Origin of the sequence: Micromonospora sp. NPDC047753, from assembly GCF_040642735.1 — a bacterium.
Lineage (GTDB): Bacteria > Actinomycetota > Actinomycetes > Mycobacteriales > Micromonosporaceae > Micromonospora.
This window is the reverse complement of record NZ_JBEYSL010000409.1, coordinates 1-6,151: the sequence shown is the minus strand read 5'-3', so window position 1 is coordinate 6,151 and position 6,151 is coordinate 1. Positions and strand designations below refer to the sequence as shown.

The window sequence follows — 6,151 nt, the reverse complement described above, 5'->3', positions numbered from 1 at the left end:
GTACGGCCGCAACGTGGTCAACGTGACCCTTGTCGACATCCGGGCCTGGGACACGATGGGCGAGCTGGCGGTGCTGGTGGTTGCCGCGACCGGGGCCGGGCCAGTGGACGGGCCGCCGCCGAGGTGCTCACCGGCGCCCGCTGACCGCCCGCGCTACGGGAGGTCGGCGACCAGGTCGGCGTACTCGGGGTGCTTGTCGATGAACGCGGCCATGAAGGGGCACTGCGGCACCACTGTCGTGCCGCGTGCCCGGAGCTGGTCCAGGGTGCCGCGGATCAGCGCGCCGCCCACCCCCTTGCCCTGAAAGCTCCGGTCCACCTCGGTGTGGGTGAAGACCAGCACCTCCCCGCGCGGCAGGTACGCGGTGAAGCCGGCCAGCGCGTCGTCGACAAGGATCTCGAAGCGGTGCTTCGCCGGGTTGTCCTCGACCAGGGTGCTCATCCGGCCATTCTCCCCGCCGGCTCGGCCAGAGCGTCGAGTTCGCCGAGCAAACGGTCCACCTCCTCGGCGGTGTTGTAGTGGTAGATGCTGGCCCGCACCGCGCCGCCGCTGTCGCGCAGACCCATCAGCTGGAAGTACTCGTAGGCGTAGTAGTCGCCGACGGAGAGGCAGAACCCGGCGGCACCCAACGCCTCCTGGGTGGCGGCCGGGGACATCCCGGCGACCCGGAACGAGACCGTCGGGCAGCGCCGCGCCGGCGAGCCGTAGACGGTGATCGCCGGCCGCTGCGCCAGCCCGGCGAGCAGCCGGTCCAGTAGCGCCTCCTCGTGCGCCTGGGCGGCGGCCAGCCCGGCCCGGAGCCGGTCCCGCCGGTCCCCGACCGCGTCCGGGTCCAGCCCCGCCAGGTGATCCACCGCCGCGGCCACGCCGGCCAGCAGCGGGAAGCTCGGCGTGCCGTACTCGAACCGGTCCGGCACCGCGTCGGAGGACGGCGCCAGCTTCGCCGGGCGCAACGCCGCCCACCGGGCCGGGTCCGCCACCATCGCCGCCAGGTGCGGGCCGGACCACTTGTACGCGCTGGTGACCAGTACGTCGGCCCCGAGCGACGCCAGGTCGGTCGGCCCGTGCGGCACCGAGTGCACCCCGTCGACGTGGACCAGCGCGCCGACCGCGTGCGCGGTCTTGGCGATCGCCGACACGTCCGGCATGGTGCCGATGGCGTTGCTGCCGGCGGTCACCGCGACCAACCGGGTCCGCTCACCCACCAGGTCCGCGTACTGGGCCGCGGGCAGCTCACCGGTGTGCCGGTCGACCTCGGCCCAGCGCACCGTCGCACCGGCCGCCTCGGCGGCCTGCACCCACGGCCGCACGTTCGCGTCGTGGTCGAGCCGGGACACCACCACCTCGTCGCCCGGGCGCCAGGTCGCGCCGAGCGTGCGGGCCAGGGTGTACGTCAGCGTGGTCGCGCTCGGGCCGAGCACCACCCCGGCCGGGTCGGCGCCGAGCAGATCGGCCACCGCCGAGCGGGCCTCGGCCACCAGCTCCAGCGACCGGCGGCCCGCGACGTTGGCGGCGCTGCGGTTGCCGACCGCCGACCGCATGGCATCGGTGACCGCGTCGATCACACCGGCCGCGGTCTGGGTGCCGCCGGCACCGTCGAAATGGACGAAGCCCTCGGTCAGGGCGGGGTACGCGGCCCGGGTGCGGGCGATGTCGAACGGCATGTCCCGGACCCTAGCCGGTGCTCCCCGTGCCATTGCCGGCTGCCAGGTGATCACCGTTCGGCGGCGACCTCGCGGATGTCTCGTACTCTTGGCGAGGTGACGAACAGACCCGCCACCTTGCCCATTCCCCCCGTCCGCCGCGCCGCCGGTCTCTTCGCCGGTCTGGCGCTCGGCCTCGCCGTGCTCGCCGGGTGCAGCTCCCAGGGCGCCTCCACCGACTGCGCGCTGGACGCCTGCACCGTCACCTTCGAGCGGGGTGTCGACGCGAGGACAACCATCCTGGGCGTCGAGGCCAAGCTGGTCGGTGCCGAGGGTGACCAGGTGACCGTCGAGGTCGCCGGTGAGCAGCTCACCCTCACCACCGGCCAGCAGGCCGCAGAGGCCGGCGGCTTCGCGGTCACCCTGGACAGCGTGACCGACCAGCAGGTCAAGATTCGCGTATCGCGCAACCCGGGCAGCTGATCTCGCGGGCGGCGGTGGCCGACGTTTGGGAATCTTCAGAATCGGAGATTGTGACGCCATGTCACTCACCCGTAGCGCCGAAGCCACCGCCTCCCGTACGGCGGACAGCCGGTGGTTGGAACTCCTCGCCCGGGCCGGCTTCATCGGCTACGGCGTCGTCCACCTCCTCTTCGCCTGGTTGGCGTTGCAGATCGCGTTCGGTACGTCGTCCGACGACGGCGACCAGTCCGGCGCGCTGCGTACCCTCTCCGCACAGCCCCTCGGCAAGTTCCTGGTCATCGCCGTCGCGGTCGGCCTGCTCGCGATGGCGATCTGGCAGGCGCTGGAGGCGGCGGTCGGGCACCGCGCCGAGCGCGGCAAGGAGCGGGTCATGGAACGGGTCGCCTCGACCGGCCGGACCATCGTCTACCTCTACTTCGCCTGGACCGCCTTCAAGGTCTTCAAGGACGCGGGGTCCAACAGCGCCGACCAGCAGGAGGCGTTGACCGGCAAGCTGATGACCTCGACCGGTGGCCGCTGGCTGGTCGGCCTGGCTGGGCTGGTGCTCGCCGCCATCGGTGTCGGCCTGGTGATCTACGGCGCGCTCAAGAAGTTCGAGAAGCACCTGAAGACCGGCGAGATGAGCCCGAAGACCCGCCAGCTCGCCCGCCGCCTGGGCATGGCCGGATACATCGCCAAGGGCGTCGCCTACGGCATCGCCGGTCTGCTGGTCATCGTGGCGGCGGTGAACTACGACCCGGAGAAGGCCCGTGGTCTGGACGCCGCGCTGCACACCCTGCAGGAGCAGTCGTACGGCACGTTCCTGCTGACCCTGGTCGCCCTCGGCATCGCCGCCTTCGGCGTCTACTGCTTCCTCCAGTCCCGGTACCGCAAGGTCTGAGCTGGTCGATTCTGAGGATGACGGGCACTCTTGGGCTTTTGCCCGGAGTGCCCGTCGTTTGATCGAAGGGAAGCAACCGAAGCCGTGCAGAACTATCTCGAAACGGCCGTCGCCGCGCTCGTCGCGGCGGCGGTCGCCCTGTTCCTGGTCGAGCTCGTCCACCGGTTGACCCGGCGGTTCGGCCGCCGGTCACTGCTGTTGACCGAGTTGACCGACCACGCGCACCGCCCGTTCCAGGTCGCCGCGACGGTCCTGGCCGTGCAGTTCGCCGTCCGCTTCAGCACCGGGTACGCGGTCGGCGAGAGCTGGCGCCGACTCCTGCTGCACCTGCTCATCCTCGGCGTCATCGCCACAGTGGCCTGGCTGGTCGCCTGCCTGCTGGTCGTCGTGGAGGACACCGCGCTGGCCCGGTTCCGGGTCGACGTACCGGACAACCGGCACGCCCGACGGGTACGGACGCAGGTGGTGATGCTCCGCCGACTGACGATCGCGGTGATCGTCATCCTGGCCGTCGGCGTGATGCTGATGACGTTCCCCAGCGTGCGGGGCATCGGCGCCGGTGTGCTGACCTCGGCCGGTGTGGTCGGTGTGGTGGCCGCGCTCGCCGCACAGAGCCTGCTCGGCAACGTCTTCGCCGGCCTCCAGCTCGCCTTCAGCGATGCCGTCCGGCTCGACGACGTCGTCGTTGTCGAGGGGGAGTGGGGCCGCATCGAGGAGCTGACTCTCAGCTACGTCGTCGTGCAGATCTGGGACGACCGTCGGCTGATCCTGCCCACCTCGTACTTCACCAGCAAGCCGTTCCAGAACTGGACCCGGACGGAGGCGGCGGTGCTCGGCACCGCCGAGTTCGACGTCGACTGGGCGGTGCCCGTGCAGACCATGCGCGAGGAGCTGCGCCGCCTCGTCGAGGGCACCGAACTGTGGGACGGCCGGGTCTGCGTCCTGCAGGTCACCGACGCCACCGGCGGGACGGTCCGGCTGCGCGCGCTGGTCAGCGCCGCCGACGCCGGCAGCCTGTGGGACCTGCGCTGTCTCGTCCGGGAGCACCTGGTCGCCTGGATCCGGGACAACCGCCCGACGGCGATGCCGCGGCTCCGCACCGAGCTGGGCGACGCCAACAGCAACCTGTCCTGGCAGTGGGTGCAGCCGAGGCGGCCGGCCCGCCGCCTGTCCGACACCGAGGCGCCCGACGACGCCCGTGTCTTCGGTGGCAGCGACGACGGCGACGCCCGAAGCGAGGCCTTCGTAGGCCCCGAAGAGACCCGCCCCTGACACCCCACCTGCCCTGCCTTGCAAGATCGTGCAACTTCCTGGTTGTAGTGGCCTCCATCCCCGTCGAGGCCACTACATCCAGGATCGAGCGCGACCTTGCGCGACAGACCTCGACGATCATGGAGTTGACGGGTGGGCGCGCCTGGTTTGTCCCCGCCAACCTCATGATCACCGCTGCGGTAGGGGTGGGGTGGGAGCGGGGGAGGGGAGAGGGGGTGGGTGGTTGGTTTCGGAGGTTTGGTTGGGCTTGGGTGGGGGATGTGCTGCCTGACGTCTCTGGCGTGATCGTGGCGGCTGGCGGCGGATCAGCGGCGCGGCGTCCGGACAAGCGGGACGGTGAGCTGGCTGGCGCGCTTTAGGATTGACGAGCGACGACTTCGGGCATACAGCGCGGTGATGAGGAAAGGAGGACAGCATGGCTGACGTGGCGAAAGCCCGCACATCCCAGAATGGGAGCGAGCCCTCCACCGCCGAGCTGGTGCAGCGGGCCACCGAGCAGATCTCCCGCCTCGTACGGGACGAACTGACGCTGGCCCGAGCGGAGTTGACCCAGAAGGGTAAGCACGCGGGCATCGGGATCGGCCTGTTCGGCGGCGGTGGCGCGCTCGCCTTCTTCGGTCTGGGTGCGCTGGTCGCCACGGCGATCCTGTTGCTCGACCTGGTGTTGCCGGCCTGGGCGGCGGCGCTGATCGTGGCGGTGGCGTGTTTCCTGGTGGCCGGCATCCTGGCCCTGGTGGGCAAGAAGCAGGTCAGCCGTGCTGTCCCGCCGGTGCCGGCGGCCACGGTCCGTAGCCTCCGGGCAGACATGGACACCGTCACCGCCGCGGTGAAGGACAGGGGGCGGCAATGACCGGTAACGGGACCGGCGACACGGAGGCCCTCCGCGAGGAGATCCGTCGCACCCGGGTCGAGTTGGGCGAGACGATGGAGGCGTTGGCCGCCAAGGCCGACGTCAAGGCGCGTCTCAAGGAGTCCGCCGAGCAGGCCAAGGAGCGGATGCGGGAGCAGGCGGCGCAGACCGTCGCTCGGGTCCGCGGACAGGCCGCGCGTGGCGCCGGAATGGCGCGGGCGCAGGCATACGAAAAGGGCGGCTTGGTACGCGCGCAGGCGTACGACAAGAGCGAGTTGGTGCGCCGAAACCCGGTGCCGTGGGCGGCCATCGCGGCCGGCGCGGTGGCCACCGTGGTGGTGCTGATGATCGTGCGGGGGAGGCGTCGGTGAGCAAGAAAATCGGCAGGGTCGCGTACCGGCCGGTCGGCGTGTTGTTGGGTATCGCCGCGGGCACGGTGGCCGGGGCGATCTTCCGGCAGGTCTGGAAGGTCACCGCGGGCGACGGTGAGGCGCCCAACGCGACCGACGAGGATCGTGGCTGGGGCGAGATCCTGGCCGCCGCGGCGTTGCAGGGGGCCATCTTCGCTGTCGTCCGGGCCGCCGTGGACCGGGGCGGCGCGGTCGGCGTACGCCGGATGACCGGCAGTTGGCCGGACTGACCAGCAGCGACTTCAGCCCCCTTCCCGCATCGATGGGAAGGGGGCTTTCGCATGGCATCGCACGCCGCCCAGCGCGCCTGAGGCATCCGTCAGGTCACATGTCGGAGAAATTCGTCGGAGAGGTCGTGACAGACTTTTTACCTCCGTGATTTGCTGGTCCCCGCTGTTGCGAGATGGCGTGGGTTGAGAGAAGTCTCCTTCGTGGGGCCGCCTCAGGCACCGCTGCTCAAAAACGGCCAATCGGCCGGACGGCGTGCACGGCCGCCAGTTTTTCGAGGGAGATACACATGGCTCAGGGAACCGTGAAGTGGTTCAACGCTGACAAGGGCTTCGGCTTCATCACCGTCGATGGTGGGGGTGCTGACGTGTTCGTCCACTTCTCG

General features: G+C 70.7%; 9 protein-coding genes and 1 pseudogene. 8 read left to right on the top strand and 2 right to left on the bottom strand.

The features are described from left to right. Positions 1-13 precede the first annotated feature (13 nt). Positions 14-76: pseudogene (gene mbhE / locus ABZ749_RS26925) on the top strand (hydrogen gas-evolving membrane-bound hydrogenase subunit E); the annotation flags it as partial. Positions 77-153: 77 nt separating this feature from the next. Here the strand turns inward: mbhE and ABZ749_RS26920 are convergent. Then, positions 154-441 carry a GNAT family N-acetyltransferase gene (locus tag ABZ749_RS26920; protein ID WP_357232717.1) on the bottom strand — a complete coding sequence of 96 codons (288 nt, stop codon included), beginning with the start codon at positions 439-441 and terminating at the stop codon, positions 154-156. Further along, complete coding sequence (locus tag ABZ749_RS26915) at positions 438-1,664, bottom strand: cysteine desulfurase-like protein (protein WP_357232715.1); 1,227 nt, start codon at positions 1,662-1,664, stop codon at positions 438-440. Before ABZ749_RS26915 ends, ABZ749_RS26920 begins: the two co-directional genes overlap by 4 nt. A 96-nt stretch (positions 1,665-1,760) precedes the next feature. On the opposite strand from ABZ749_RS26915, the gene ABZ749_RS26910 reads away from it, so the two are divergent. The 7 genes from ABZ749_RS26910 to ABZ749_RS26880 form a co-directional block, all read left to right on the top strand. Beyond that, positions 1,761-2,126: a hypothetical protein gene (locus tag ABZ749_RS26910; protein ID WP_357202615.1), complete on the top strand. Its 366-nt coding sequence runs from the start codon at positions 1,761-1,763 to the stop codon at positions 2,124-2,126. A 58-nt stretch (positions 2,127-2,184) separates the two neighbouring features. After that, complete coding sequence (locus tag ABZ749_RS26905) at positions 2,185-3,006, top strand: DUF1206 domain-containing protein (protein WP_357232713.1); 822 nt, start codon at positions 2,185-2,187, stop codon at positions 3,004-3,006. A gap of 84 nt (positions 3,007-3,090) precedes the next feature. After that, entirely contained in the window at positions 3,091-4,278 is a 1,188-nt protein-coding gene (locus ABZ749_RS26900) for a mechanosensitive ion channel domain-containing protein (protein ID WP_357232711.1), read from the top strand. 415 nt (positions 4,279-4,693) lie between these two features. Next, positions 4,694-5,128 carry a phage holin family protein gene (locus tag ABZ749_RS26895; protein WP_030338239.1) on the top strand — a complete coding sequence of 145 codons (435 nt, stop codon included), beginning with the start codon at positions 4,694-4,696 and terminating at the stop codon, positions 5,126-5,128. Further along, positions 5,125-5,499 carry a DUF3618 domain-containing protein gene (locus ABZ749_RS26890; RefSeq protein ID WP_357232709.1) on the top strand — a complete coding sequence of 125 codons (375 nt, stop codon included), beginning with the start codon at positions 5,125-5,127 and terminating at the stop codon, positions 5,497-5,499. The genes ABZ749_RS26895 and ABZ749_RS26890 overlap by 4 nt, the downstream gene beginning before the upstream one ends. Beyond that, entirely contained in the window at positions 5,496-5,768 is a 273-nt protein-coding gene (locus ABZ749_RS26885) for a DUF4235 domain-containing protein (protein WP_357202603.1), read from the top strand. Before ABZ749_RS26890 ends, ABZ749_RS26885 begins: the two co-directional genes overlap by 4 nt. Positions 5,769-6,055: 287 nt before the next feature. Next, positions 6,056-6,151: cold shock domain-containing protein (locus ABZ749_RS26880; protein WP_357232719.1), on the top strand; the 96-nt coding region annotated here is incomplete at its 3' end.

Coding starts and splice junctions, on each gene's coding strand:
- ABZ749_RS26905 (WP_357232713.1), top strand. CDS start 2,185: ATGTCACTCACCCGTAGCGCCGAAGCCACCGCCTCCCGTACGGCGGAC.
- ABZ749_RS26915 (WP_357232715.1), bottom strand. CDS start 1,664: ATGCCGTTCGACATCGCCCGCACCCGGGCCGCGTACCCCGCCCTGACC.
- ABZ749_RS26890 (WP_357232709.1), top strand. CDS start 5,125: ATGACCGGTAACGGGACCGGCGACACGGAGGCCCTCCGCGAGGAGATC.
- ABZ749_RS26895 (WP_030338239.1), top strand. CDS start 4,694: ATGGCTGACGTGGCGAAAGCCCGCACATCCCAGAATGGGAGCGAGCCC.
- ABZ749_RS26920 (WP_357232717.1), bottom strand. CDS start 441: ATGAGCACCCTGGTCGAGGACAACCCGGCGAAGCACCGCTTCGAGATC.